This window comes from Pseudomonas sp. Tul2A7 (assembly GCF_054790505.1).
This window is the reverse complement of record NZ_CP186499.1, coordinates 3,271,797-3,297,500: the sequence shown is the minus strand read 5'-3', so window position 1 is coordinate 3,297,500 and position 25,704 is coordinate 3,271,797. Positions and strand designations below refer to the sequence as shown.

The 25,704-nt window shown below is 58.1% G+C and carries 27 protein-coding genes; 12 read left to right on the top strand and 15 right to left on the bottom strand.

Going from position 1 to position 25,704, the window contains the following annotated elements:
- The first annotated feature begins 451 nt into the window (after positions 1-451).
- From ACOYXJ_RS14945 to ACOYXJ_RS14935, 3 genes are all read left to right on the top strand, one after another.
- Positions 452-781, top strand: coding sequence for a hypothetical protein (locus ACOYXJ_RS14945; protein WP_460370172.1), 330 nt, complete (start codon positions 452-454; stop codon positions 779-781).
- 475 nt (positions 782-1,256) lie between these two features.
- Positions 1,257-2,000 carry a hypothetical protein gene (locus ACOYXJ_RS14940; RefSeq protein WP_460370170.1) on the top strand — a complete coding sequence of 248 codons (744 nt, stop codon included), beginning with the start codon at positions 1,257-1,259 and terminating at the stop codon, positions 1,998-2,000.
- A 71-nt stretch (positions 2,001-2,071) separates the two neighbouring features.
- Complete coding sequence (locus tag ACOYXJ_RS14935; RefSeq protein WP_460370168.1) at positions 2,072-3,991, top strand: alkaline phosphatase D family protein; 1,920 nt, start codon at positions 2,072-2,074, stop codon at positions 3,989-3,991.
- A gap of 122 nt (positions 3,992-4,113) precedes the next feature.
- Here the strand turns inward: ACOYXJ_RS14935 and ACOYXJ_RS14930 are convergent, their stop codons facing one another.
- The gene (locus ACOYXJ_RS14930) at positions 4,114-5,286 is read right to left on the bottom strand and encodes an acetylornithine/succinylornithine family transaminase (protein WP_460370166.1); all 1,173 of its coding nucleotides are present in this window, start codon (positions 5,284-5,286) and stop codon (positions 4,114-4,116) included.
- Between the two features lie 102 nt (positions 5,287-5,388).
- Here ACOYXJ_RS14930 and ACOYXJ_RS14925 point away from each other — a divergent pair, with 102 nt between their 5' ends.
- The 3 genes from ACOYXJ_RS14925 (at position 5,389) to ACOYXJ_RS14915 (ending at position 7,588) form a co-directional block, all read left to right on the top strand.
- Positions 5,389-6,294: a LysR family transcriptional regulator gene (locus ACOYXJ_RS14925; RefSeq protein WP_460370164.1), complete on the top strand. Its 906-nt coding sequence runs from the start codon at positions 5,389-5,391 to the stop codon at positions 6,292-6,294.
- A 54-nt stretch (positions 6,295-6,348) separates the two neighbouring features.
- Positions 6,349-6,753 (top strand): GNAT family N-acetyltransferase, encoded by a 405-nt coding sequence (locus tag ACOYXJ_RS14920; RefSeq protein ID WP_460370162.1) that lies wholly within the window; start codon positions 6,349-6,351, stop codon positions 6,751-6,753.
- A gap of 133 nt (positions 6,754-6,886) precedes the next feature.
- Positions 6,887-7,588: a hypothetical protein gene (locus tag ACOYXJ_RS14915; RefSeq protein WP_460370160.1), complete on the top strand. Its 702-nt coding sequence runs from the start codon at positions 6,887-6,889 to the stop codon at positions 7,586-7,588.
- 417 nt (positions 7,589-8,005) lie between these two features.
- Here the strand turns inward: ACOYXJ_RS14915 and ACOYXJ_RS14910 are convergent, their stop codons facing one another.
- The 9 genes from ACOYXJ_RS14910 to hmpA all read right to left on the bottom strand — a co-directional run bounded on the left by ACOYXJ_RS14910 (position 8,006) and on the right by hmpA (position 17,061).
- On the bottom strand, positions 8,006-8,497 hold the full coding sequence (locus tag ACOYXJ_RS14910) for a RidA family protein (protein ID WP_007916938.1): 492 nt from the start codon (positions 8,495-8,497) through the stop codon (positions 8,006-8,008).
- 388 nt (positions 8,498-8,885) lie between these two features.
- A complete protein-coding gene (cyoE, locus tag ACOYXJ_RS14905; protein WP_007916939.1) occupies positions 8,886-9,773 on the bottom strand; it encodes a heme o synthase in 888 nt (295 codons plus the stop codon).
- Positions 9,774-9,784: 11 nt separating this feature from the next.
- Positions 9,785-10,120 carry a cytochrome o ubiquinol oxidase subunit IV gene (cyoD, locus tag ACOYXJ_RS14900; RefSeq protein WP_007916940.1) on the bottom strand — a complete coding sequence of 112 codons (336 nt, stop codon included), beginning with the start codon at positions 10,118-10,120 and terminating at the stop codon, positions 9,785-9,787.
- Complete coding sequence (gene cyoC / locus ACOYXJ_RS14895; protein WP_007916943.1) at positions 10,120-10,743, bottom strand: cytochrome o ubiquinol oxidase subunit III; 624 nt, start codon at positions 10,741-10,743, stop codon at positions 10,120-10,122. The genes cyoD and cyoC overlap by 1 nt, the downstream gene beginning before the upstream one ends.
- Positions 10,744-10,746: 3 nt before the next feature.
- Positions 10,747-12,777: a cytochrome o ubiquinol oxidase subunit I gene (gene cyoB / locus ACOYXJ_RS14890; RefSeq protein ID WP_460370157.1), complete on the bottom strand. Its 2,031-nt coding sequence runs from the start codon at positions 12,775-12,777 to the stop codon at positions 10,747-10,749.
- Between the two features lie 3 nt (positions 12,778-12,780).
- Positions 12,781-13,722 carry a ubiquinol oxidase subunit II gene (cyoA, locus tag ACOYXJ_RS14885; RefSeq protein ID WP_007916947.1) on the bottom strand — a complete coding sequence of 314 codons (942 nt, stop codon included), beginning with the start codon at positions 13,720-13,722 and terminating at the stop codon, positions 12,781-12,783.
- Positions 13,723-14,564: 842 nt separating this feature from the next.
- Complete coding sequence (locus ACOYXJ_RS14880; RefSeq protein WP_223028089.1) at positions 14,565-15,074, bottom strand: disulfide bond formation protein B; 510 nt, start codon at positions 15,072-15,074, stop codon at positions 14,565-14,567.
- Between the two features lie 25 nt (positions 15,075-15,099).
- Entirely contained in the window at positions 15,100-15,660 is a 561-nt protein-coding gene (locus ACOYXJ_RS14875; RefSeq protein WP_460370154.1) for an ester cyclase, read from the bottom strand.
- A gap of 219 nt (positions 15,661-15,879) precedes the next feature.
- A complete protein-coding gene (gene hmpA, locus ACOYXJ_RS14870; protein WP_460370152.1) occupies positions 15,880-17,061 on the bottom strand; it encodes an NO-inducible flavohemoprotein in 1,182 nt (393 codons plus the stop codon).
- A 163-nt stretch (positions 17,062-17,224) separates the two neighbouring features.
- On the opposite strand from hmpA, the gene norR reads away from it, so the two are divergent.
- The 5 genes from norR to ACOYXJ_RS14845 all read left to right on the top strand — a co-directional run bounded on the left by norR (position 17,225) and on the right by ACOYXJ_RS14845 (position 21,794).
- A complete protein-coding gene (gene norR / locus ACOYXJ_RS14865; protein WP_460370150.1) occupies positions 17,225-18,784 on the top strand; it encodes a nitric oxide reductase transcriptional regulator NorR in 1,560 nt (519 codons plus the stop codon).
- Positions 18,785-19,096: 312 nt separating this feature from the next.
- Positions 19,097-19,999 carry a chemotaxis protein CheV gene (locus tag ACOYXJ_RS14860; RefSeq protein WP_007916955.1) on the top strand — a complete coding sequence of 301 codons (903 nt, stop codon included), beginning with the start codon at positions 19,097-19,099 and terminating at the stop codon, positions 19,997-19,999.
- A 27-nt stretch (positions 20,000-20,026) separates the two neighbouring features.
- Positions 20,027-20,485, top strand: coding sequence for a GNAT family N-acetyltransferase (locus tag ACOYXJ_RS14855; RefSeq protein ID WP_460370148.1), 459 nt, complete (start codon positions 20,027-20,029; stop codon positions 20,483-20,485).
- 149 nt (positions 20,486-20,634) lie between these two features.
- Positions 20,635-20,961, top strand: coding sequence for a hypothetical protein (locus ACOYXJ_RS14850; RefSeq protein WP_460370146.1), 327 nt, complete (start codon positions 20,635-20,637; stop codon positions 20,959-20,961).
- 83 nt (positions 20,962-21,044) lie between these two features.
- Entirely contained in the window at positions 21,045-21,794 is a 750-nt protein-coding gene (locus ACOYXJ_RS14845) for a YkgJ family cysteine cluster protein (RefSeq protein ID WP_460370144.1), read from the top strand.
- On the opposite strand, the gene ACOYXJ_RS14840 is transcribed toward ACOYXJ_RS14845, so the two are convergent.
- From ACOYXJ_RS14840 to ACOYXJ_RS14820, 5 genes are all read right to left on the bottom strand, one after another.
- Positions 21,737-22,102, bottom strand: coding sequence for a hypothetical protein (locus ACOYXJ_RS14840; RefSeq protein ID WP_460373136.1), 366 nt, complete (start codon positions 22,100-22,102; stop codon positions 21,737-21,739). The two genes, ACOYXJ_RS14845 and ACOYXJ_RS14840, sit on opposite strands and share 58 nt — an antisense overlap.
- Entirely contained in the window at positions 22,078-23,223 is a 1,146-nt protein-coding gene (locus ACOYXJ_RS14835; protein ID WP_460370142.1) for a transporter substrate-binding domain-containing protein, read from the bottom strand. Before ACOYXJ_RS14835 ends, ACOYXJ_RS14840 begins: the two co-directional genes overlap by 25 nt.
- 130 nt (positions 23,224-23,353) lie before the next feature.
- Positions 23,354-23,593 carry a hypothetical protein gene (locus ACOYXJ_RS14830; RefSeq protein WP_007916963.1) on the bottom strand — a complete coding sequence of 80 codons (240 nt, stop codon included), beginning with the start codon at positions 23,591-23,593 and terminating at the stop codon, positions 23,354-23,356.
- 111 nt (positions 23,594-23,704) lie between these two features.
- Entirely contained in the window at positions 23,705-24,010 is a 306-nt protein-coding gene (locus ACOYXJ_RS14825) for a type 1 fimbrial protein (RefSeq protein ID WP_460370140.1), read from the bottom strand.
- Between the two features lie 254 nt (positions 24,011-24,264).
- Complete coding sequence (locus ACOYXJ_RS14820) at positions 24,265-24,627, bottom strand: DUF6124 family protein (RefSeq protein ID WP_016985602.1); 363 nt, start codon at positions 24,625-24,627, stop codon at positions 24,265-24,267.
- A gap of 419 nt (positions 24,628-25,046) precedes the next feature.
- Between ACOYXJ_RS14820 and ACOYXJ_RS14815 the strand changes: the two genes are divergently transcribed.
- Positions 25,047-25,595: a hypothetical protein gene (locus tag ACOYXJ_RS14815; RefSeq protein ID WP_460370138.1), complete on the top strand. Its 549-nt coding sequence runs from the start codon at positions 25,047-25,049 to the stop codon at positions 25,593-25,595.
- Positions 25,596-25,704: the final 109 nt, after the last annotated feature.

Sequence of the window (25,704 nt, the reverse complement as noted above, 5' to 3'; positions counted from 1 at the left end):
AGCGTTACACGCTGCTGTCAACACCTCTTTTTCAACTTCCTTTTGGCTTCGATGAACTGAAGCACCTTACTGCCGAAACCTACATAACTCATTGAATCTCAAGGAGTTTTCCGTTTCGACTGCGCCGGAAGTGGGGCGAATTATAGACATCTGAAATCTGCCGTCAACCGTTAATTTCGCTTTTGAGCCCTGACCTTCAATTTGAATCCGCGAACGTCCGATTAGATAGCAGATCGGATTTTGCTTGGTTGCGTGTTTTTTGCAGCGACTTTTATCGCCGCATCTGTCTTAAAATGTTTTCACAGAGCACCAGTCGTTTTCTGCCTGCCACCACAGACTGATCTGAATCGATGGGTGCCTACGACGGCGGGGCAACCCGCACCAAACCTGATTGCTTTGCTAAACGAAGACTCACCTTCGAAACCTGAAAACAGCAGCTAGGACTTAAATCATGGAAACGTCACTGGAAACAGTCGCCCTTTTCTCCCTCAAGCTGGCTTATGAGGAAGAAGGCCTGAGCCCGATTTTGCGGGACGACCTTGTTATGGGGGATTACCAGAAAGACGTATTCGAATTGCTGGTGAGACGCGGAGATGTCGAGACCATTCAGTTCAAATTGAATCAGTGCCTGGGGTTGGCGATGGATGCCTTGGGGGGTACAGAGAAACCGCTGGGGCGCGAACTGCAAAAGTTGTCAGCCGATTTCGGCGAGGTACAGTCGATGGAGCAGTTGAATCAACCGCTTCTCGCGCTCAAGGGTTATCTGAAAGACATCTTGTGATTGGACTGGGCCTTTATAGAAGATGCTTTGAATGTACTTCGACATTCCCCCCATTGAAGTCTTCGCCGTGAATTCGAACTTCACTTTCCCCTGCGACGGAAAGCAAAACATGCCGGTACCTCATCGACGAGTTTTCAGCACTCGAATATCCATCGCAAACCCATCGGCACCGACCAGTTTTTTCCACCCCAAGTATTGAAGCTCATCCCGTTCATCAATGTAGTCACCCTGCTCCACCGATCGACCGCCTACCACTGCCACGCGCTTAACTTCGCCTTCTTCCCAAACGGCGCACACCGGGGCCATTGCAACACCCCGTGTGATCACACAGAACAGGCGCAAAGAGCGGGTGCTGACAGGCAGATGAGTTTCTTTGCTCTCAACGTTTAATCTGTTTTGGTATCGTGCTGCCCATCATCGCGGCGCTCGCTGCGAATGCCTGTTGTCGGCTATCGAAAGTTAAGGAAAGGATCGAATGGAGTTTCTGCGTTTTCTGGCATTTGTTGCAGTCTGGGGTTTCATGTGGCGCTGGGTGGTAAAAAACCGAGGCAACTGGAATATTTTCTACGGCAACATCGTCGGCGCGGCGGGCGGCTTCATCGTTGCGCTGGTGGTGCTGTCGATCACCTTTTCGTTGTTTCCTTCGTCGCATGATTACGAAGCGGCGCAGACTGAAAACAAGGTCACACAAGTTGCCGAGCCGACCTCACTGTTGCCTGAAGCCGAATCTGTAACGCCCGCCGCAGAGCTGAAAGATGCGCCTGTTTTTGCTGCCATCGAGCCGGATGACAAGCCATCTCCTGCCGACTCCGCATTGTTGCCGAACTACGCCAACCGGGCGCCGAAATCAATCGGGTTGCAGACCGTGCTGGATCAAAGCGACTATCAGGGTCGCATGGCCCTGGCAGCGCTGAACAAGAAACTGCGCGGCGACGCCCAGGCCGACAAGTCGATGATCGCGTATGTCATGTGCAGCCCGTTTGTGACCAGCACGTTGCGCTTTCCCGCTTCGGCGCGTTTTGCTGACAGCAAAGCGCTGGTCAGCCACCGCTTCAAGGATCAGGTCTACACCTTCAGCAGTACCGTCACCGCGCGCAACATGAACGGCGACGATGTCGCCTACCGGTTCGATTGCTCGGTGCAAGAACAGCCTCGAGCTGACGCCCTACCTGCGCAATGGCGTTTGTTGGCGCTGAAACTGCAAAAAGCCGACTCTTAAGGCTCATTTAAGGGTTCAAGGCGCCGCCTGCGCTATCATCGCCGGCCTGTGCGCCTTGAGCTTTGCCCTCGATGTCTCCAACACCTGATGACCTGATCCCGTTGCCTCCTGTTCTGGCCGGCCCTCTGCTGCGACGGCTGGAGCCAACGCGTGTGGTCATGTGGCTGGTAGGCACGCGGCCATTGTCGCTGACCTTGCGCCTGCAAGGTGTAGGAGACATTCCTCTCTGCGCCGGGAAATGCACGGTCATTCCCGTAGGTCGCCAGGCGTTTGTTCATCTTATCGACGTTACTCTCGAAAACGCCCTGCCCTGCGATACGCAAATCGACTATGACCTGCTGATCGACGACACCACCGGCATCGCTGACTGGGCGGCGCATCTGCTGTACGGCGATGCAACCTGCCCGAACTTCGTCCTGCGCTCGCGGATCGACCAACTGCTGCACGGCTCCTGCCGCAAACCGCATCACCCGGCGGCGGATGGTTTGCTTTGCGTCGATCAGCTATTGGCGAGCGAAGCCGACCCGCAACAACGCCCGGCCTGGCTGATGATGAGCGGCGACCAGGTTTACGCCGACGATGTCGCCGGCCCGATGTTGCGGGCGACTCATGCCTTGATCGAACGTCTCGGCTTGTTCGACGAACATCTCGAAGGCGCCGTGGTCAGCGACAGCGCGAAGCTCTATGAACACCCGGCCAGTTACTACCACCGTGCGGATTTGTTACCGGCGCTGGAAAGCAACGAGACATTGCGCGAGCGATTTTTCGGCGGTGCGCGTAAGCCGATTTTCACCAGCAGCAGCGCTGACAATCACTTGGTGACCTTCGCCGAAGTCATGGCGATGTACTTGCTGGTGTGGTCGCCGATGGCTTGGTCGCTGATCGATCCGCAAGCACCCGAACTGACGTCCGAACGCCTCAAGCGCTACGCCCTCGAACAGACTCGCATTGACGCCTTCAAGGCTGGACTGGGCAAGGTCGCCCGCGCGCTGGCGCATCTGCCGAGCCTGATGATATTCGACGATCACGACATCACCGATGACTGGAATCTGTCCGCGCAATGGGAGGAAACGGCCTACGGCCATCCGTTCTCCAAACGCATTATCGGCAATGCGCTGATCGCCTATATGTTGTGTCAGGGCTGGGGCAATAATCCCGATGCATTCAAGGACGTGCTGAAGAAAACCCTGGAGCTGAGCGCCAGTGGTGATGATCGGTATCTCGACAGCCCGGGGCAGGATGCGTTGATCGATGAACTGTTGCGCTTTCAGCATTGGCACTTCGTGTTGCCAACAAATCCGGCGCTGGTGGTCATCGACACGCGCACCCGACGCTGGCGCAGTGAGATGGCGCTCAAGCAACCCTCGGGCCTGCTCGATTGGGAGGCGCTGAGCGAACTGCAACAGGAACTGCTCGATCACCCGTCAGCGATCATCGTGTCGCCGGCGCCGATTTTCGGCGTGAAGCTGATTGAAACCGTGCAGAAGGTCTTCAGTTGGTGCGGCTACCCGCTGCTGGTCGACGCGGAAAACTGGATGGCTCATCGCGGCGCGGCGCAGGTGATCCTGAATATTTTCCGCCACTCGCGCACACCGGGTAATTACGTGGTGCTGTCGGGCGATGTGCATTATTCCTTTGTCTACGAAGTGCTTATCCGCCACCGCAAGGCCGGGCCGCGGATCTGGCAGATCACCAGCAGCGGCATCAAGAACGAGTTTCCGAAAAGCCTGCTGGAATGGTTCGACCGCCTCAACCGCTGGCTCTACTCGCCACGCTCCCCGCTGAACTGGTTTACCAAACGCCGACGCATGCGCATCGTGCCGTACACGCCGGAACATGCTGAGGCAGGTGAACGGTTGTGGAATTCGGCGGGGATCGGTCAGGTGTTTTTCAATGAACAGGGGCAGCCGCGCGAGATCATTCAGCACAATTCGAATGGCAAGGCGAAGACACGGATGCTGGCGCCGGATCTGGCGGATTATCCGGACTAAGGCCTACACCGTACATGTGGGAGCGAGCCTGCTCGCGAAAGCGGTCGATCATCCAGCAGAGATGTCGACCGATAGTCCGCCTTCGCGAGCAGGCTCGCTCCCACAGTGCTACTTACAAGCCATCAATGCGCGATCAGTGCTCGCCCCACACCTCTGACAATCATCTCCACCTCACGCTCATCAATCGTCAACGGTGGCAGCAGCCGTATCGTCTTGCCTCGCGTGACGTTGATCAACAGCCCATGATCCCGCGCCGCGATCAGGGTCAGATCCCGCACCGGTTGTTTCAGCTCGATACCGATCATCAAGCCCTGCCCACGAATCGCCAGCACATTGGGATTGTCCGCCAGCTCTGCACGCAGACGAGTCAACAAACGCTCGCCCTGAATCCGGGCGTTTTCCAGCAGGCCTTGCTCTTCGATGATATCCAGCACCGTGCAACCGACCCGACACGCCAGCGGATTGCCACCGAAAGTGCTGCCATGGCTGCCGGGCGTGAACAGATCCGCAGCCCTGCCCCGCGCCAGACAAGCGCCGATCGGCACACCATTGCCCAGACCTTTTGCCAGCGTCATGACATCTGGAACGATGCCTTCATGTTGAAACGCGAACCAGCGCCCGGTGCGGCCGATGCCTGTCTGGATTTCATCGAGCATCAATAACCACGCATGGCGATCGCACAATTCACGCAGGCCCTTCAGATAATGGGGCGGCGCCAGCTGCACACCGCTTTCACCCTGGATTGGCTCGACCAGAATCGCCACGATGCGCTCGCCGTGCTTTTGCTGCAGTTGCCCCAGTGCCACCAGATCACCGAACGGCACTTTGAGGAAATCACCCGGCAATTCGTTGAAACCCAAACGCACCGCCGGGCCATCGCTGGCCGACAAGGTGCCAAGTGTGCGGCCATGGAACGCGTTGGCCATGACCACCACCAGCGGCTGTTCGATGCCCTTGCGCCAGCCGTACAAACGCGCGAGTTTCAGCGCCGTTTCATTGGCCTCGGCACCGGAGTTATTGAAGAATGCGCGCTCCATGCCCGACAGCTCAGTCAGCCGTTTGGCCAGCTGTTGTTGCCAGTCGATGCTGTACAGATTGGACGTATGCAGCAGCAAACCCGCCTGCTCGCTGATCGCCGAAACGATCCGCGGGTGTGAGTGGCCGACATTGGTCACCGCGACACCGGCCACCGCATCCAGATACTCGCGGCCGGCCTGATCCCACAGGCGAGTGCCGAGGCCTTTGGTGAAACTCAGGGCCAAAGGTTGGTAGGTGTTCATCAGGGCGGCGGTCATGACTTCAAACTCCAGTGCAGGTCGGTGTGCTGGCAGTATGGTTAGCCACCGAAACTGGATAAACTCGGCAAAACTTCATTCATTTAAAAGCAGAGCTTGATAATGGACCTGTTCCAGTCGATGAGCGTGTACGTCAAAGTCGTCGAAGCCGGGAGCATGACGGCGGCCGCGTTGCAGTGCGATATGTCGACGACCATGGTCGGCAATCATCTGCGCGCGCTGGAACGACGGCTCGGCGTGCAACTGCTGCAACGCACCACCCGGCGTCAGCGCCTCACTGAATTCGGCAGCGTTTACTACCAGCGTTGTCTGGAAGTGTTGGGATTGGTCGCCGATTCCGAACGCCTCGCCGAGCAGACCCTCGATCAACCCCGGGGCATGTTGCGCCTCACCGCGCCGCTGACCTTCGGCGTTGAACGGCTGGCCCCGGCGCTCAGTGAGTTTTCCCTGCTGTACCCGCAGGTCAAACTCGATGTGGTGCTGACCAACAGCCGCCCCGATCTACTGGAGAGTGGCCTCGATGTGGCGTTTCGGCTGGGCAATTTCGACCAGTCCAACTTGATCGCCCGGCCCTTGATCGACTACACCCTGACTGTGTGCGCCTCGCCGCACTACGTCGCCCGGCGCGGCATGCCGAAAACCCCGGAAGACCTGCAACAACACGACTGCCTGTCGTTCGCCTATCCTGCCGGCGACGACTGGCAATCGGTGGAAAAGCGCTGGCGCCTCGGCGGCCCCGACGGGGAAATCATGATCGACGTCAGCGGGCCTATGCTGATCAACAGCTCCGCCGGTTTGCATCAGGCTGCCCGCACCGGCATGGGCATCGTGATGCTGCCGGATGCGCTGGTAGAACAAGACCTGCGCGAAGGCCGACTGGTGAAGGTGATCGCCGACTTCCAGCCCCCCAGCAGACCGATGCATCTGCTCTACGCGCCCGATCGCTATCGCTTGCCGAAATTGCGCCGATTCGTGGAGTTTGCGATGCAGACGTGGGGGAAATCCTGAGGCTGCCTGCTCGACGTTCCCCAGAAAACTCGCTGACAAGGACATGAACAGCAGATGAACAACACTCTCAACGTACGTGATTTGCTGCCCGCCGAAACGCAATCGGTGCGGCAGTTTCTCGGGCAGCATGGCTGGGGCCATCGCACCGGCTCAGCTGAACACTTCGCCCTGTTGATCAAGAACTCTCAGCGCACCGCCGTCGCCGTTCAGGGTGAGCAGATCATCGGATTCGCTCGCGGGATCAGCGATGGTTTGTCCAACGGTTACCTGTCGATGGTGGTGGTCGATGACCAGCATCGGCGTGCTGGGATTGGCCGCGCACTGGTCGAGCACATCATGGGCGACAATCCGGATATCACGTGGGTGCTGCGTGCCGGACGCGAGGGCGCAGAGGCTTTTTTTGCCAGCCTGGGTTTTGAGACCTCGGTGATCGCCATGGAACGGCCGCGCTTGAAATAGTGCACGCCGGGAAAAAACTCGACCGGCAGACCGTTGCTCCGTGACAACGCCGCCGCGCTCCCCTAAATTAGTCGGCCTGAAAAAGCCCTCGGCTTTCTCATCTCCACTCAAGTTAAAAAGTAGTGAAATTTCAATGTCCGATTTCAACACCGCTGAATCCGTAGTCACCGAATCGTCCAAAGCGGAATACGAAAACTCCATCAATCTTTCACAACACCTGCCACAAGCCAAAATCATCAGCGAGATGGTCCTGGACGCGTTCCAGTCGACCCGCGAAAGCGACCAGATCCGCGAGCTGCGCGCGGCGATCCGTCAGGCTCACGACAGCTTCGATGACGACAAGGCCTACGAGCTGATGGGCGAACTCAAGGCACTGAAAGACGCCGAAGCCGCCGACCTCGCTGCCCTTGAAGACCTCAGCAGCAAGTTCTCGATCGGCCGCATTCTGTCCAGCTTCAAGGACGATCCGGCGTTCCAGGAAATCGTTTATGGCCTCGCGCTGAAAGTGCTGAATCAGACCCATCAGGCGATCAGCAATCCGAGCGGCGGCAAGGGCAAAGCGGCGAAGAAGAAAGAAGTCGAAATCTTCACCATCAGCAAGGACGGCATCAGCGTGACCCTGCCACTGCGCACGCCACGCTCGCGCCTGAACGTTGACCGTGCAGCGCTGGAGTTCCTCGGTTTCACCTTCGTCGGAGAAGGCGAAGAAGCGGAACTGGAAAGCGAAGTCTTCGTCGACAACGCGGGCACCGAACAGGCAGTGAACCGCAAGAACATCATCACCGCGCTGCAACAGCAGACTGCGTTTGATGGCTATAGCATCGCCGCGCAGTAATAGCGCAGCCGCTGTACGAAAAAGCCCCGCGCTGGGATTCAGACGGGGCTTTTTGTTGTCCGGCTTGGTATTCGTGAGGAGGCGAAAATCCTCGCCCCTCACCCCAGCCCTCTCCCGAGGGAGAGGGAGCCGATCGGGAGATATTCAAGAGATGCACCGAAATGAAAGTGCTGCGCCGAATCCACTATCGCCTCAATCTCTCAGGTCGATGTAGAGCGCAACACACCTCGGTCAGTCCCCTCTCCCGAGGGAGAGGGAGCCGATTTGGGGATATTGTAGAAGTACGCCGAAATGAAAGTGCGGTACCGAATCCACAATCGCCTCAATCTCTCAGGTCGATGTAGAGCGCAAGACACCTCGGTCAGTCCCCTCTCCCGAGGGAGAGGGTTAGGGTGAGGGCAAGCCGTCAAACCACCCTCAAGCCGAAGGATGCAACGCTACAATCATGTCGACCTCAATCGCCGCGTTCTTCGGCAACTGATACACGCCAACCGTAGTGCGCGTGTGCCGGCCCGCATCGCCGAGCACATGACTGAACACGTCCGACGCACCGTTGGCGACTTCGCTCAGGTCAACGAAGTCCGGCGTCGACTTCACGTAAACAGTGACCCGCAACAACGCCTTGATCTTGTCCAGCGAACCCACCGCATCAACAATCAGCGCCAGACAACGCATCGCACTGATGCTGGCGGCGGCTTGCGCATCCTTGAGGGTCAGCTCCAACCCCACACGACCCGGGTACTGAATCTTGCCATTAGTGCGCGGCACCATACCGCTGATGTACAACTCATCGTGATGACGGATCAGCGGCGCGTAATTGCCGCCAGCGGTGTTCTCGCCATAGATGTCGTAGTTCAGCTCTTGGGCCAGGGCAATAAAACGCTCGTCGCAGGTCATCCTCTCAGTCATTTCGCCCAGCCTTTTGATCAGTGCATGAAGAAGCTCGAATCACGGCAGTAAAACACCGAAAAAATGGCTTGGTGCTATCACTGTCGAGGTTGGATCCAAATCTAGGGGTTTTGAACTCCACTCGCAACCCTCACCCTAGCCCTCTCCCATAGGGAGAGGGAACCGAACGCAGGATATTGACGACATACACCGACCTGAACGCACTTTACCGAATCCATAATCGCCACGACTTTGCAGGTCGGCGGTGGACTCGAGACAACTCGGTCGGCCCCCTCTCCCTCTGGGAGAGGGCTGGGCGGGCGGCGTTCCGATGAGGGGCTTTACGCCAGGCAACAAAAAAACCCGCACATCTCTCAATGTGCGGGGTTTTTCTTCAAGCCTTTGAGCCTTACGGCGCGTACGTCAGCAGCAGCTCTGCGGGCACCTTGAAGTCCAGGGACATCATGACGCTCAACGCAGTGATGGTGAAGATCGAGAACACGAACAGCTTGCGTGCCCAGACCGTGTCATCCACCGCTTTGTAGCCGGTCCAGGCCATGTACAACCAGTACATGCCCATGGCCGCGGCGACGGCGAGGTAGCTCATGCCGGCGTAACCGCTGAAGGTCAGCATCAAGGTCGCTACGAGGAACGCCAGGATGTAGAGCAGGATGTGCTTCTTGGCCACTTGAATCCCGCGCTTCACTGGCAGCACCGGAATCGATGCGGCCAGGTAATCGTTGAAGCGGAAGATCGCAATGGCGTAGGAATGCGGCATCTGCCACAGGCTGAACATCACCAGCAACGTCAGCGCGGCCATGTCGAAGCTGTTGGTTACGGCGACGTAACCGATCACTGGCGGCATGGCGCCCGACAGACTGCCCACCAGCGTGCCGTGAACCGACTTGCGCTTGAGGTACAGGCTGTAGAAGCCGACGTAGATGATGAAGCCGATCACCGCGAACAAAGCGGCCAACGGATTGGCTACCTTGTACAACAATGCAACGCCGAGAACACCAAGGATGGTCGCGTAAACCAGAGCCAGTTTCAGGGAGATCAAGCCCTGCACCAGCACCCGGTTCTTGGTGCGTTCCATCTTCAGGTCGATGTCGCGGTCGATGCAGTTGTTGAACACGCAACCGGAGGCAACAACCAGGGATGTACCGATCATGGCAGCCAGAAACACCGCCAGATCCACATGCCCTTTCGAGGCCAGGAAGAACCCGCCTGCCACAGAAAGCACGTTACCGAAAATGATCCCCGGTTTGGTGATTTGGATAAAGTGCTTGAGCGACATCGGGTCTTACCTCACTTCGCCATCATGTAGGTGTGGATGCTGAACATGATCCACAACGACAGGCCAACCAGCAGCACGATCACAATCGCCGTAAAGACGAATGCAATCACGTTGTTACGCTGAGCAATGGAACGGTCCAGGTGCAGGAAGTAATACAGGTGAACGATCACCTGGATCACTGCGAACAACAGAACGATTGCCAGTGTGGTGGCCTTCGGCAGGCTCGGGTACATCACCAGACCGAATGGAATCACGGTCAGGATCACCGACAGGATGAAGCCAATGGCGTACGACTTTACGCTGCCGTGGCCAGCATCATGGCTGTCATGGGAGTGTGCATTAGCCATTACAGAGTCCCCATCAGGTAAACAACGGTGAATACGCAGATCCACACCACGTCCAGGAAGTGCCAGAACAGGCTCAGGCAGCTCAGACGGGTCTTGTTGGTCGCCGTCAGGCCGTGCTTGTTGACCTGATACATCATGATGCCCATCCAGATCAGACCCGCAGATACGTGCAGACCGTGGGTACCGACCAGGGTGAAGAACGCGGACAGGAAGCCCGAACGGCTAGGACCGAAGCCCTCGGAGATCAGCAGGTGGAACTCGTTGATCTCCATGGCGATAAAGCCTGCGCCGAGCAGGAAGGTCATGAACAACCAACCCAGGACCGCCTGCTTCTTGCCTTTGTACAACGCCAGCATGGCGAAGCCGTAGGTGATCGAACTGAACAACAGCAGAGCGGTTTCGCCCAGCACGTATGGCAGTTCGAAGATGTCGTGGCCCGACGGGCCACCGGCTACGTTGTTTACCAGTACTGCGTACACCGCGAAGATCGACGCAAACAGAATGCAGTCGGTCATCAGGTAGAGCCAGAAACCGTATACGGTCATCTCGCCCGAGTCGTGGTGATGGTCATCGTGCCCATGGTCACCATGGGCGTGTCCAACATTGGTCACTAAGTTCGACATGGTTTAAGCCTGTTCCAACGAGGTTTCAACACGGGGGGCACCGGCCGGGATTTTCCCTGCCGCAACCAGACGCTTGTGCTGCTCGGCTTCGATACGCTCGATCGTTTCAACCGGAACCATATAGCCCTGGTCGTCACGTGCAGCGTGGATCACGAAGTAAACGACGGTGCCTACCAGGCTCGCGATCGCCAGCCACCAGATGTGCCAGATCATTGCGAAACCGAAGACGGTCAACAGTGCGCCCATCACCACGCCAGTGGCGGTGTTGTTCGGCATGTGGATCGGCTCGTACTTGGCCGGACGCTGGTACGCAGTACCGTTTTCCTTGGCTTCAGTGAACGGGTCGATGCAGTCAGCCTTAGGCAGCACGGCAAAGTTGTAGAACGGAGGTGGCGACGAGGTCGACCATTCCAGGGTGTGTGCATTCCACGGGTCACCGTGATCGCAAACGTTCTCTGGCTTGTTGCGGTCACGCACCGACACGTACAGCTGGATCAGCTGGCAGGCGATACCCACAGCGATCATCACCGCACCGAACATGGCAACGTACAGGTACGGTACCCACTCAGGGTTGGTAGTGGCGTTCAGACGACGGGTCATGCCCATGAAGCCCAGTGCATAGAGCGGCATGAACGCGACGAAGAAGCCCGAGATCCAGAACCAGAACGCTGCTTTACCCCAACCTTCGTGCAGCTTGAAGCCGAACGCTTTCGGGAAGTAGAACGCGAAACCAGCGATGTAACCGAATACCGCACCGCCGATGATCACGTTGTGGAAGTGCGCGATCACGAACAGGCTGTTGTGCAGAACGAAGTCAGCACCCGGGATGGCCAGCAGTACGCCGGTCATGCCGCCGATGGCGAAGGTCACCATGAAGCCCAGAGTCCACAGAACCTGGCTGGTGAAGCGCAGACGGCCCTGGTAGATGGTGAACAGCCAGTTGAATAGCTTCACACCCGTCGGGATGGAAATCAGCATCGTCGCCAGACCAAAGAAGGCGTTGACGCTGGCACCCGAACCCATGGTGAAGAAGTGGTGCAGCCAAACCATGAAGCCCAGTACCGAGATCGCGCCCGAAGCGTAGATCATCGAGTGGTGGCCGAACAGTTTCTTGCCGGTGAACGCCGAGATCACTTCCGAGAAGATGCCGAATGCCGGCAGGATCAGGATGTAAACCTCAGGGTGGCCCCATGCCCAGAACAGGTTGACGTACATCATTGGATTGCCACCAAGTTCATTGGTGAAAATGTGGAAATCCATGTAACGGTCAAGGGTCAGCAGTGCCAGGGTAGCGGTCAGGATCGGGAACGAAGCCACGATCAGAACGTTTGCCCAGGTGCAGGTCCAGGTGAAGATCGGCATGTCCATCAGTTTCATGCCAGGGGTACGCATTTTCAGTACGGTCGCGAGGAAGTTAACCCCCGTTAACGTCGTACCTAACCCGGATAACTGTAGCGCCCAGATGTAGTAGTCCATGCCCACGCCAGGGCTGTACTGCAGACCCGACAATGGTGGATAGGCAACCCAACCGGTCTTGGCGAATTCGCCGACGCCCAGGGACAGGTTGATCAGTACTACGCCGGATACCAGCAGCCAGAAGCTCAGGGAGTTCAGGAACGGGAACGCAACGTCACGTGCGCCGATCTGCAGCGGCACTGCAAGGTTCATCAGGCCGGTGAAGAATGGCATCGCCATGAAGATGATCATGATCACACCGTGAGCGGTGAAGATCTGGTCATAGTGTTCAGGTGGCAGGTAGCCAGGCGAACCTTCGGTGGCCATGGCCAACTGGGTACGCATCATGATGGCGTCGGCAAAACCGCGCAGCAGCATGACCATGGCGACGATGATGTACATCACGCCGATTTTCTTGTGGTCGACCGAAGTCAGCCACTCGGTCCACAAGTACGTCCACTTCTTGAAGTAGGTGATTGCAACGAACAGCGCCAGACCACCGAGGGCGATCATGGCGATGGTCACCATCACGATCGGCTCGTGGAATGGGACTGCTTCCCAACTTAATTTACCAAACATCGTTTACTCCTCTGCCCCGGCAGCTGAATGCGAACTCGAGTCAATTTCCGTGGCCGCCACTTCTTTCTCTTTCTTCTCGTGCTTCAGCGGCTTGCCCGGCTTCATACCTTCGTACTTGTCGACGATGATCTGGAACTGGTTCGGCGTGACCGAGGAGTAGAGCTCGACTGGGTTGTTCTGGCTCGGTTTGGCAAGGGCCGCGTATTCAGCTTGATCAAGCTGTTTAGGTGACTTCTTGACTTCACTTACCCAGGCGTCGAAATCTTCCTGAGTGGTGGAGATAGCCTTGAATTTCATACCGGTGAAACCCGCGCCGCTGTAGTTGGCGGAGATACCGTCCATTTCAGCGTTACGGTCAGCGATCAGGTGCAGTTTGGTCTGCATGCCCGCCATCGCGTAGATCTGGCCGCCCAGACCCGGGATGAAGAACGAGTTCATCACAGCGTCAGAGGTGATCTTGAAGTTGATTGGCGTGTGCGCCGGGAACACGATCTTGTTGACCGTGGCAATGCCTTGTTCCGGGTAGATGAACAGCCACTTCCAGTCCAGCGCGACCACTTCGATGGTCACAGGCTTGACGTCGGACTGGATCGGACGATACGGGTCCAGTTCGTGGGTCGAAATGTAGGTGATGTAACCCAGGGCAATGATGATCAGAACCGGGATGGTCCAGACTGCCACTTCGATTTTGGTCGAGTGCGACCATTTCGGGGTGTAGACGGCGTTCTTGTTCGACGCGCGGTACTTCCAGGCGAACAGGAAGGTCATGACGATAACCGGCACAACGACCAACAGCATCAGCAGGGTCGCGGTGATGATCAGGTTGCGCTGTTCCAGGCCGACCTGGCCCGTTGGATTGAGCAAGGTCATGTTGCAGCCTCCCAGCAACAACGTGCCGAGCAGCGGCACTAGGCCTAGTAATCTGGGGTACCTGTTTTTACTCATCTCACGACCTCTAAAGCAGCTTGCGCAATGCAGTTGGGTTTTGATCGCCAACACTTCACCCTGCCAAGGGTTGGCATTTTCTTTGGATTGAATAAGGGCCGCCCGTCGCGCGTCAGACGCTCGACAAAACCTGGGACAGCGGTCAGTTCTTATTCGAATTCGTGGTCAAAGGCCTTGTTACAGACCAATTCCATTTGGTGCGGAAAGTTGGAAGGCACCGACACCTGGGTGTCTTGGAAGCCTTGCGACTCACTCGACACCCGACTTTCTGCGCAGCGCCTTAATAAAAAGCGTTCCTTAATAAAGGCTGAACAGTGCCGGGAATTCAGTGCGGGCGATTGTAGATAGGTAGCGCCCTATACACCATGTCTTATCCCGAAATAATTTTTATCCGTTCGAGCAACAATCCATCGCCATTTTTGCAAAAGTTCCGCATCTTATCGAAATCAATTCTCAACAAAAACACCAAAAATTGTAGGTGTACCCGCGTCAGTTCAGACAGCTCTGAAGGCTTTTTCCGAACGCTCGAACAGCGCAAGCCCCGATAACCCAAGGCTTTTGGCCATATGCCCGCGCTTGTTAAAACTGCCTGCTCTGGCACCCGCGTGCTAAAGCCGAAAAACCCCGAAGCAGACCAATCCTTTTTTGTAACAACGCCCGATTCCGCATCACTGAAGCGTCCTGCGACACCGCGCGTGTGACAACATGTCGCACACTTGCCGCACCCTGCCTTGCCGTCCGTCACGGTGTTTTCACAAACACTCTGAAATGCAAAACGCCCCGATTGGCTGATCCGCAAATCGGGGCGTTTTCTGTATCGGCCAGACAGCCGAATAGTTGACTCAGCGCAGTGCTTTTCGATTACGCGAGGTCAGCAGCGGCACCAGGATCACCACCAGCACGAACGCCACGAGCGCCCATTGCGCCAGCGACAGGCCGAGGATCGGCGGGTACGGCGTCGAGCAGAAACCGTCGACCTGGAAGCCCAGCGGGAAAATCTTCGCCAGCGGCAGATCATCGACAATCGGCTGCAGCACATCGATGCCGCAGCTCACCGCTGGGTAGAACTGGGTGTACACGTGATGCCCGGCCACACCGGCCCCGGCAATCGCGCAAAGCACCACCAGCACTTCGAACACGGTGATGCTGCGACGGGTACGCATCGCCGCGCCGATGAACGCGAACAGCGCGATCAGCAGCAATGCATAGCGCTGCAAAATGCACAGTGGGCACGGTGCTTCGCCGAGCACGATCTGCATGTACAGCGCACCGCCGATCAGTGCCAGGCAGATGATGCCCAGCAGCACCAGAAAGCGCCGCTCACGTCCCAGTCGAATCGTTTCCTCGCTCATCGCGTTTCCTTTATATGTCCATGGTTCAGCTGGCCGGCGGCTGCGCTTGCAGTTGCGCCATCAAGCTGATGTTGTCTTCGATATGCCAATTGGCCGCAATGCGACCGTTATCAATCTGATAGATATCGGTTGCCCGGAAGTCTACACGCTGGCCCTGCCCTTTGAGAGCCTTGAACGTACCGCTGAAATGCCCGCGAAAGTGCAGATGCACCACCACGCGGTCACCGGCGATGATCATTTGCTCGATGTCGCAACTCAAGTCCGGCACCGCCGTGCGAAAGAACTTCGACGCCAGCAACGGCCCGGTCGACCCCTGTACCCGGCCTTCGGGTGGCGTCTGGTCGACAAACTGCGGCGACAACGCCGCCGTGGCCAACGCCTCCTCACCGGAATTCCAGAAACTGGCGTAACGCCGCGCGGCCATTTCCATAGCTTCGACCTGCGTCTTGGGCAGGCTCTGATCGACGATCAGGGTCTGCGGCTTTATCAGGGCAGATTCGGCAAAGGCAAACGGGCTCGTCAGCAACGCGGCCGAAAGACCGATGGCTGCGAAGCTGAAACGACGGGCGAAGGCAAAATGCGACATGGGGGCGATCCTGATCATGTAAACGACGAGCGCCTATCATCAGCATCGGGGAATAAACGATAAACCGGTTAAGAAACGATTAACCTTTAAACACTTTTTAAGAATCAGCACCGCGTAACGGCCTTCGCGAGCAGGCTCGCTCCCACATTGGATCTGTGTCAAACACAAATCCCCCGTGGCAGCGAGCCTGTTCGCGAATGAAGGCAACCCGGTTTCAGATCACTCCAAAGCAGCAGCCGGCCCAAAGAACTCATAACGGCTTTGTTTCTCCGGCACACCCAGCGCTTTCAGATGCCGCTTGATCGCGCCCATGAAGCCCTTCGGCCCGAGGAAGTACGCGTCGACATCACGCTCCTGCGGCAACCACTCGCCCAACAGCGCCTGATCCAGCATCCCGACCTTGTCCGCCGCCGGGCTGACACCGTCATCTTCGGCATAGCAGTAAAAACGCTTGAGTTGCGGATGGCGCTCAGCCAGCTCATCAATCCAGTCACGGAACGCATGCACGCTGCCATTACGCGCGCAATGGATAAAGTGCACCGGCCGCTCGGTTTCCAGCGCCGCTTCGAGCATCGCCAGAGTCGGCGTGATGCCGACGCCGCCGCTGATCAGCACCAGTGGCTTGTCGCTCGCAGCCAAGGTGAACTCACCCGATGGCGGGAACAGCTGAATGCTGGCGCCGACATGCAGTTGATCGTGCAGGTGATTGGATGCGCGGCCACCCGGTTCGCGCTTGACGCTGATGCGGTACTGACCGTTATTCGCCAATGCCGACAACGAGTAATTGCGGCGGATTTCTTCACCGTCGAGGATCAGCTTCATGCCGATGTACTGGCCCGGCTCCGCCGCGAGGATCGGGCCTTTATCAGCAGGCTCGAAGTAGAACGAAATGATTTCCGCGCTCTCCTCGACCTTGGCCGCGACGATGAACTCCCGCGCCCCGCGCCAGCCGCCGACGGCTTGCTCTTTCTGGTCGTAGATCGCGGTTTCGGCGCCGATCAGAATGTCCGCCAGTTGCCCGTAAGCCGCGCCCCAGGCGTTCATCACTTCCGGTGTGGCAATCTCTTCGCCGAGCACTTCGGAAATGGCGCGCAGCAGGCAGGCGCCGACAATCGGGTAATGCTCCGGAAGGATCTGCAGGGCCACGTGTTTGTTGATGATTTTCGCCACCAGATCGCCCAACTGGTCGAGCTGATCGATGTGCCGCGCATACATCAACACGCCGTTGGCCAGCGCGCGCGGCTGGTCACCGCTGGCCTGGTGCGCCTGGTTAAACAGCGGGCGAACTTCCGGGTATTCGGAGAGCATCATGCGGTAGAAGTGCGTGATCAGCGCTTCACCGCCGCTTTCCAGCAGGGGCACAGTGGATTTGACGATGGCACGATCCTGGACGCTAAGCATAAGGTGACTCCTGAGTTTCTTGGAAAAGTTACCTTAGGCTTATCAGGTTTCATGCCAACTATTTTATCTATATAAATCAATACCTTGAAAACACAGTAGTCATAAAGACTCAAAGGCCTTTATAGTCATCCCGACTACATCTTGTCTCTTTGACTACAAGACCATGATCGCCAAATCCTTGCTTACCACCCTGCTGCCTCTCGTCTCCGACCTGTCCCGCGAACTGCCCGAGGGCGAGCGCTATCGGCGCTTGCTTGAAGCCATGCGCGCCCTGCTGCCCTGCGATGCCGCCGCATTGTTGCGCCTCGACGGCGAAGCGCTGGTGCCGCTGGCGGTGGACGGTTTGAGCACCGACACCCTCGGCCGGCGCTTCAAGGTCAGCGAGCATCCGCGCTTCGAAATACTCCTGAGCGGTGCCGGACCCACGCGATTCGCCGCCGACAGCGACTTGCCCGATCCTTATGACGGCTTGGTCGATGGCCTCAACGAGCATCTGGAGGTCCACGATTGCCTCGGCTGTCCTTTATTTGTCGATGAAAAGCTCTGGGGCCTGATTACCCTCGATGCGCTCGATCCCGAGCGTTTCGAACCGATCGAGCTCGACGCCTTGCAAGCCTTCGCCAGCCTCGCCTCGGCCACGGTCAACGCTGCCGAACGCATTCAACGCTTGGCCAATCGCGCCGAGGACGAACACCAGCGCGCCGAGGTTTATCGTCAGGCCAGCGGCCAGCAGAATCGCGAAATGATCGGCCAGAGCAAGGCGCTGAAGAAGTTAGTAGAAGAAATCAATCTGGTTGGCGGCAGTGATCTGACCGTGTTGATCACCGGCGAAACCGGCGTCGGCAAAGAGCTGGTCGCCCAGGCGATTCACGCCGCATCAGCGCGCGCCGACAAACCGGTCATCAGCCTCAACTGCGCCGCCCTGCCGGATACGCTGGTAGAAAGCGAATTGTTCGGCCACGTGCGCGGCGCCTTCACCGGCGCCACCAACGACCGTCGCGGCAAGTTCGAACTGGCCAATGGCGGCACACTGTTTCTCGATGAAGTCGGTGAGTTGTCGCTGACCGTGCAGGCGAAATTGCTGCGCGTCTTGCAGAGCGGTCAATTGCAACGTTTGGGCTCGGACAAGGAGCATCAGGTCGATGTGCGCCTGATTGCCGCGACCAACCGCGACCTGGCCGAAGAAGTGCGCAGCGGTCGCTATCGCGCCGACTTCTACCATCGCCTCAGTGTGTACCCGCTGCGCGTACCGGCGCTGCGCGATCGCGGCCGCGACGTGTTGTTGCTCAGCGGCTTCTTCCTCGAACAGAATCGCTCGCGCATGGGCCTCAACAGCCTGCGCCTGAACAGCGACGCTCAGGAAGCGCTGCTCGCCTACACTTGGCCGGGCAACGTGCGCGAACTTGAGCACTTGATCGGGCGCAGTGCGTTGAAAGCGCTGGGCAACTGCAAGGTGCGGCCGAAGATTCTCAGTTTGAGCGCGGCGGATCTGGATTTACCGCGCGAGGCTGTGGATAACTCGGTTGAGGCTGTTGTTGGTGCGGTGACCGAGATGCCGCTGATTAGCGGAGATTTGCGCAGTGCGACCGAGCAGTATCAGCGGCGTTTGATCAGTGCGGCGCTGGAGCGTAATCAGGATAACTGGGCGAGTGCGGCGCGGGAGTTGGGGCTGGATCGGGCGAACCTTGGGCGGATGGCCAAGCGGTTGGGGATGAAAGGCTAAAAGCACACCCTCACCCTAGCCCTCTCCCAGAGGGAGAGGGGACTGATTGGGGGATATTCAAGAATTCCGCCGACGTGAAAGATCTTTACCGAATCCATAATCGACTCGGTCATTCAGGTCGATGTACAACGTTTGACACCTCCGTCGGCCCCCTCTCCCTCCGGGAGAGGGCTGGGGTGAGGGGCTTTGGCTTTTGATCGAAACACAACCCGACAACTAACCTAAAGCCCACCCCTTTAACGCCGATAACCCGGCATCAATAGTTTCTGGCGATTTCCACCCTCGCCCACCACCTTTCCACAGAAGGTTCATATGTCCTCCACCAAAGCCCGCGCAGACTCACTTTCGCTTCTGCTGTTTACCTTGCGCAGCGGCAAGCTGATGGCGATCAACCTGCTGAAAGTCAGTGAAATCATCCCCTGCCCGCCGCTGACCAAACTACCGGAGTCGCACCCGCACGTTAAAGGCATCGCCACCCTGCGAGGCGCCTCGCTGTCGGTCATCGACCTTAGCCGCGCGATCGGTGAGCGTCCGCTCGAAGATCCGAACGGCGGCTGCCTGATCGTCACCGACGTCAGCCGCTCCAAGCAGGGCCTGCACGTACAAGCGGTGAGCAAAATCGTTCACTGCCTGACCACCGACATCAAACCACCGCCATTCGGCTCCGGCGGTTCACGCGCTTACATCACCGGCGTGACGTCGGTGGACGGCACGCTGGTGCAGGTACTGGATATCGAAAAAGTTATCCACAGCATCGCCCCGGCGCAGATCGAAATGGCCCCGACCGATCTGAGCATGGAAGACGCTGATGTGCTCGGCAATGCGCGGATTCTGGTGGTCGACGATAGCCAGGTGGCGCTGCAACAATCGGTGCACACCCTGCGCAACCTCGGCCTGCAATGCCACACCGCACGCAGTGCCAAGGAAGCCATCGACTGCCTGCTCGACCTGCAAGGCACGGCGCAGCAGATCAACCTGATCGTCTCCGACATCGAAATGTCCGAAATGGACGGTTACGCCTTCACCCGCACCCTGCGTGAAACACCGGACTTCGCCCATTTGTACGTGTTGCTGCACACCTCGCTCGACAGCGCGATGAACAGCGAAAAAGCGCGCCTGGCCGGGGCGAACGGCGTGTTGACCAAGTTCTCATCGCCGGAACTGACCCACTGCCTGATCGAAGCGGCCAAACACGTCGCCGCACACGGGCACTGAGTCTTGGCCGAGACGTATTGTTTTTTGATGCGGCGCGATCTTGCCAAGGACGCGCCGGATGCACTTTGGCCTGAAGGCATTGAACTGGGCACGTACTCCGTCGAAATCGCGCCGGACGTGCATCATTTGATGCAACTCGGCTACCCCGAAGGTGGCGGCCGGGTGCCGGCGCTGGACACTTGGCAGCAGCAATTCGAGACCGATCCTGAATACGATCCGACCCTGTGCTTTATTGCCCAGGATGCCGAAGGCGTGGTCGGCGTGGCGCAATGCTGGACAAGTGCCTATATCAAGAATCTGGTGGTGCATCCGCGCATGCAGGGGCGCGGATTGGGCCGGGCGCTGTTGCTCAAAGCATTCAAGGTGTTTCAGCAGCGGCGCGAAGGGTTTGTCGATCTGAAGGTGCTGGAGGACAACCGGCGGGCGCAGCGCTTGTATGAAAGTGCCGGGATGTATGTGGTCCGCCGGGAGTTGGTGCCGGACTGATCGACCGTCTTCGCGAGCAGGCTCGCTCCCACATTTTGAAATGCCATTCCAGGGTGGGAGCGAGCCCTCTCGCGAAAGGGCCGGCACAGGCAACTTCTAACACTCAGGCAGACTCCAACCTTGGCCACCCCCGCCCAAGGACGCCCACCATGAAAGCCCTCACCTTAAGCCTGCTCTGCCTCACCGCCCTCGCCTCTCAAGCCCACGCCTCCAGCCCCGACGCCTGGGCCGCTTACGACAAAACCGTACTCGCCAGTTGCACCAAAGCCAGCAGCCTGAAAAACACCAAACCCGTCGGTACCCCAGCGCAGTTCGATGACCGCGTCGGCTACACCGCCGTGTTGCTGCAAGGCCAGTACCCGCAAAAACACATGAAAGGCCAGCAAGGCACCGAGCTGTGTCTGTACAACAAACAGTCGAAAACCGCCTTCGTCACCGAGTGGGACTCGATCCGTCCGAGCGCCAAATCCCAGTGAGTGGCGCATAACTTGCTTCGATCAGCGTCTGTGCGGTGGTTTTCCGCCACCGTTTCACACCCTGATTGAAGACAGATCGCTCAATGAATACGACGTTTTCCTGCGTAGGCTGCGGCAAATGCTGCACCGATCACCATGTTCCCCTGACCCTGGCCGAAGCCCGCATGTGGGCGGCGGATGGCGGTCAGGTGATTGTGCTGGTGGAGGCTTTTCTCGGTAATGACCTGGGTCTGCCGGCGCAGCAGCGAGAACATGCCGAACGTCGCTCAGCGGTCGTTCGCAGCGGCGCAACCGACGCCCATGTGGCAATCACCTTCGCGGCTTACAACGTCGGCCCCTGTCGGAATCTTGACGAAGACAAGTTGTGCCGGATCTACAAGCGACGGCCGTTGGTCTGCCGCATTTATCCGGCGGAAATCAATCCGCATATCCCGCTCAACCCTGCCGCCAAGGATTGCCCGCCGGAGTCCTGGCAACAGGGGCCGGTTTTGATCGCTGGCGGCGAGTTGGTTGATCAGGAACTGGTCGAATTGATTCAACGTTCGCGCCAGGCCGATCGCGATGACATCGGCATCAAGGACGCGATCTGCGCGATGCTGGGGATTCGCACCACGGCGTTGAAGGGTGACGGGTTTACTGCGTACTTACCGAATATGGATGCGTTTGCGGCGGTGATTGATCAGGTGACAGCGCAACCGTTGAAGACTGCGCCGAGTGAGTGGGTGTTTCATCTGTCGGGCGATGATGTTGCCGGGCAGGTGTTGGCGGCCGGGGCTCAGGTGGTGACGGAGCCGGCGCAGACGTATGCGTTTATCTCGTTGCGCGTGGCTTGATCCAGATTCTTTAGCGTCTGCACGGGCCTCATCCCGAGCAGGCTCACTCCTGCATTTGAAATGCATTTCCCAGTAAAACTGAGCCGCTCGCTGATCCCGCTGAAATGATCGCTGTTCTTGCAACGATTTTTCACCAGGCCCATCCACGACTGTCCGTGCTTGAGCGCCTGCCACATAGGCGCAAGCGCCTGCGCCGGCATGCATTTAGCCATCAACCGCACGCACAACGCAGCGACGGCTGACGGCTGACGGCTGACGGCTGACGGGAATGCTTGCGACTTTTTCAGCTGGCAGCCACTGCCAGACATTCAAGCTCCACTTTAGCTCCCGGCACCACCAGTTGCCTGCCCGCGAACGTCGTGCGAGCAGGTAACCGGTCGGCAGGGAAATAGCGGCGATAAACCTCGTTCATCCCGGCGAAATCCTTGACGTCGGTGAGAATCACGGTGCACTTGGCCACGTGCGCGAGAGATGAACCACTTCGGTCCAGCGCGCTACGCAGATTCTCCATGACCTGAACCATTTGCGGACGAATCCCGCCCGCCGCCAGTTGGCCATCGACATCCAGCCCGAGCACACCGGACAAGTAGATCGTCTCACCTATCTGTACGGAATCGGAAAACGGCAAATCCTGCGCCTTGGCTCGATAACGGGGGAAGTCGCTGATAGCAGACGACAGATAGCGCTCAGTTATCGCCTGATACTGGCCGCTCTGTTTTAAACGCTCGAGGGCCGCATTGAGTTCATCACGCAGTTTGCTGTCGGTTTTGCGCAAAGCCATGGCCGCGCCCGTGCCCAGCATCGGATCCTTGAGCGCCGGCCCTGCAAAACCGAACGCCTGACCCTGCGGCCGGCTCAAGAATGCGTGCGTGATTTCGATGGAATCCTGCAAGGTGGCATCGATTTCACCGCTCTGCAGACTCGCAATCAGTTGATCGTTGAATTGAAAACTACGAATCGTCACACCCGACTCAGCCCAGCGCGCCTTGGCGAACGCCTCGCGACTGGTGCCGGCCAACACACCAATACGTGTGCCTTGGAGTGATTTGGCATCAGGTTGCAGATGCGTCCCCTTGCGCGCGACCAACTGGCTGCTCAACGGGTAGAGGTTTTCAGTGAAATCGATGCGTTCCCGCCGCGCCGGGGTGGCCGTCATCGGCATGATCACGTCGAAACGATTGGCCTCAAGCGCCACGATATTGGTCGCGTAATCCTGATCGACCCACACGCAACGTTTTTGCAGTTCGGCGCACAAGGCATTGCCCAACTCGATGTTGAGTCCGACCAGTTCACCTTTATCGTTGCGACTTTCAAAGGGGGGTACGAGAGGTTCGACGCCAAACCGCAGCGTCGGCTCGACCGTCGACGACACACAACCGGTGGTCAGGGCTAACAGCGACAAAGCGGACAGGATTTTTGCCAGAGACATGGAAGCGACCTTTATCAAAGCGTTCACGGGGCATGAATCTTTGACGAAAGGTCGCTTGGATTCCCAGAGGGCGAATCTGCTATCTCTGTGGGAATATTCTGCGTCTTGGTGCGATTACCTCAAGAACAGATCAGCGCTTGCCCATCGAACGACGGGTACCCGGCGGCGCCATGCCCGGGGTCTTGGTGTGGCCATTCTTGGCGCCGTTCTTGTACCACGGCTGGTTCGAGCCTTTGGCAGAGGCCAGCTCGCCCGGCTTGAATGGGAACTTGAAGGCCGGGATTTCGGCTTTGGTATCGCTGGTGTCGGCCAGTTCAGCCGGGACATCGCTCACGGCGTCGTCAACCGGCGGCAGGGTCGGGGAAGTCATAAAAGCTCCGGAAAGCAAAAAGTCGGGCCCGATCAGTGAGCCGCGAAGGCGCGCAGTATACCTGTGCGCCTTGTTTCGGCACCTGAAGATTTGCAGCGCACGCCGAACGGTTTACAGGTAACTGATGATGACGATGCCTTTGTCGGTCGAGGTCTTCAGCGCTTCGTAGCGCATGGAAATCGGCAGCGACTGATGACTGCAAGCGTTGCGATCGGTGTCGACATCGACTTTCACACCGGGCTTGATTTCGATCTGGCGAAACTCACGAGACGCAAACGCCCCGACCGGTCCGACCTGACAGCCCGAGTCAACGATTTGCCCGGTGAAGCGGATCTCGCCGGATTGACTGACAGGCGCGGCGAAGGCTGTGAGTGGAAGCAACAGAAGCACAGACGGCAGAGCGGTTTTCAGCTTCATTTCAAGCCCCCCCCGGGGTGAGCGGCCCAGAGAACCCAGGCTACACAATGTTTATCCGCGTGGAGGGACGGATCTTGAGAAGCGTAGTGGGCAAATAGGTCCCGGATTGGGACTGCTCAACAAAAAATGGCCTTTAGAGATGGGGTGCCCAATCAGACGTCTTCGCGAGCAGGCTCGCTCCCACAGGTGGACTGCGCTTCAAACGGTGGGAGCGAGCCTGCTCGCGAAGAACGATGACGCGGTGTTCCGACGGATTACGTTTGTGGATCAACCCGATCCAGCGCCCGGTTCACCGCCAGCTCGGCAAGCATGACGATCTGCTGGATCGCCAGCGCCGTACTGCGCTGCGGGCGACTGAGCTGATCGGCCAGATCACCGGCCATGACATTGGCTGAAGCCAGCGATTCGCAGGCGTGGGCGAGCAGGCTTTCGGTGTCGATGTTCGGGTGGATGAGGAACATCGTACTGGGCTGACGCGGTTTGACAGGTTCGGGGCAGAGGTAGAAATCGAGCGCGCGCTTGATGGCTTCGCGGGTTTTGATCTGGTCGTCGGCGCGGATGGCGTCTTCGAGTGGGGTGGTGGGATCGATGGGTGGATCGGGTACGGGCTTAGTCATTTACTCAGTCCTCACTGATTGGAGCCAACAATTACCGTTTCTCACGCGGCGAATTGGGTGGCAGCTACGTACGGGGTGAGAAACCGGGCAAGGACCAGTAAAACCTCCGGCCGGACCGAAGTCCGCCCGTACATAGCCGCCATAAAAATGCAGGCAGCAATCAGCTGGCGCCGATTATGACGGTACTGGTATTGGAATAATACTTAGCCCGGGTTCTCACACCCGATCGCCGAGTTTTCGGCGACAACCAAAGACTAGAGAGCGCACGTCCGACGGACAACCTGAAAAGCTTGTGGGAAGGTTCTGGTTATTTGACACAAATTTAAACAGCCAAAAGCCAACCCTCACCCTAGCCCTCTCCCAGAGGGAGAGGGGACTGACCGAGGTGTTTGGGAGAGGTACGCCGACGTGCGATTGCCGTGTTGAACTCAGATTCTGAAACAGATCAAAAGCCCCTCACCCTAGCCCTCTCCCGGAGGGAGAGGGAACTGATCGAGGTGTTTGGGAGAGGTACGCCGACGTGCGATAACGTGTTGAACTCAGGTTTTGAAACAGATCAAAAGCCCCTCACCCTAGCCCTCTCCCGGAGGGAGTGGGAACTGACCGAGTCGTTTGGGAGAAGTACGCCGACGTGCGATACCGTGTTGAACTCAGGTTTTGAACCAGATCAAAAGCCCCTCACCCTAGCCCTCTCCCGGAGGGAGAGGGAACTGACCGAGTCGTTTGGGAGAAGTACGCCGACGTGCGATACCGTGTTGAACTCAGGTTTTGAAACAGATCAAAAGCCCCTCACCCTAGCCCTCTCCCTCCGGGAGAGGGCTGGGGTGAGGGGCGAATCCACCACAAAACCAAAGCCGAACACCCGCGCTCTTCACCACTCAATAGGCCGAGTGTCAGCTCGCCTGCTCTTGATCTTGATCTTGATCTTGATCCACGGGCGACGTCGGAAGGCTGAGTGGAGGGATTGATCCGGGCGTGGGAGCGCAGCGACCGTTTGGCGCAGCCAAACACAGCGAGAGGAGGTGCAGCGAAGCAAACCGTAGGCGCTGCGCCCGGATCGATCCCGGAGCGAAGGAA